Raw genomic sequence first — 1,530 nt, 5'->3', positions numbered from 1 at the left:
CCCAGCCCGGTCCCGCCCGCGACGGCGACCAGCAGGCCGGCGGCCACCGGTAGGGCGGTCTGCCACAGTACGGACCAGGCCAGGGTGGAGCGCCTGGTGCCGAAGGCGACCAGCACCGACAGCAGCCGCTTGCGCTCACGCAGTTGCTCCAGCTGGGAGACGAGCATCGACAGGGCGATCAGCACGAGCGTCGCCGTGGCGCCGAGCAGCAGACCCGTCTGCACGCTCTCGTACTGCCGGTCGCGCGTCACCGAGGTCAGGGTGGCGACCCGCATCCCCGGGTCGATCCTGGCCGCCGTGTTCCGTACGTGTTCGGCGGCGTCCGGGACGCTCTCGTCGATCCGGATCTGCGCGACGGTCTGGGCCCGGGGGAGGATCCGGGGGTCGAGGGCCCCGGTCGTGGCCAGGATGCCCCAGTGCTCGGCGCCCAGTGGATCGCGGTCGGCCCGCACCGTGCGGGCGTCGGCGGGCAGGGTCCAGAGCCGGGACTTCTCGCCCGGTACGTCGATGTACGAGCCGTTGAGTTCGATCTTCTCGCCCTTGCGGGCCGTCTCGTCGATCCAGTCGGCCTGCTCCTTGTCGTCCTTGGGGTGGGCGACGAAGACGTCCCCCTCCCGGCAGGAGCCGATGTCGGCCAGTTCCTTGAGGGTGGCGCAGTCACCGAGGGCCAGGGAGGTGATGGGCTGCATGCCGTCGGGGTCCTTCGGCCTGCCCGGTTTCGCCACGTACGCCTCGACCGTCCCGATGACCTTCTCCACCCCCTTCGTCGCCCGGAAGCTCTGGATGGTCCGGGTGGCGGCGTCGCCGGTGACCTGATCGGAGAAGACGTGGAACTGGGCCCGCGAGGGGTCCTGACCCGTGACCTCGTCGAACTGGTCGCCGACGGCGGCGAACATCATCTGCAGGGCCACCGCACCCGCCACCGCGACGGTGATCCCGCTGACCGCGCGGGAGGCCGCACCGCTGGTCAGCTGGAGCCGGCGCACGGCGAGCTGCCAGGGCACCGGGCCGCCGCGGAGCCGCTTCACGGCCGCGTCGACCAGCCAGGGCAGCAGCAACGCGAGCCCGAGCAGGACCAGTACGGCGCCGGCGGCGATCGGGTAGGGGTTGACGGGGTCGAACTCCCCGACCCGGCCCGTCGAAACCAGCACCGCGAGCCCGGCGACCGGCATCAGCAGCCGCCACCACAACCGCCCCCCGCCGCCGCCCGCGGCTGCCCGAGTGGCGCACGACGCCGAGCGGCTCGACGACCACCGAGCGCATCGCGACCAGCGTGACGCCCACCGCGGAGAGGGGCACCGCAACGAAGACCAGCACGGCCAGCCAGGTGGCCGGCGTCAGGTCGGACGGGAAGGCGCTGTGGTTCCACAGCTCGACGGCCCCGGAGAACCTGCGGCCCGCCAGGAAGAACGCCCCGCCGGCCAGCAGCCCGAGCACCGAACCGAACAGGGCCTCGCCCGCCGCGATCCGGCGGGTCTGCCGGATGTCGGTACCGACCAGGCGCAGCGCGGCCAGCCGGCGGTCCCGGCG

Annotated in this window: 1 pseudogene; it reads right to left on the bottom strand. The window is 73.3% G+C overall.

Features of this window, described 5'->3' with window-relative positions:
* A pseudogene (locus IH13_RS37225) lies at positions 1-1,530 on the bottom strand (ABC transporter permease); the annotation flags it as partial.

It is taken from the genome of Streptomyces sp. NRRL WC-3549, assembly GCF_000721935.1.
GTDB lineage: Bacteria > Actinomycetota > Actinomycetes > Streptomycetales > Streptomycetaceae > Streptomyces.
Note: the sequence above shows the minus strand (reverse complement) of the source record. Positions and strands in the feature narration are given on the sequence as shown.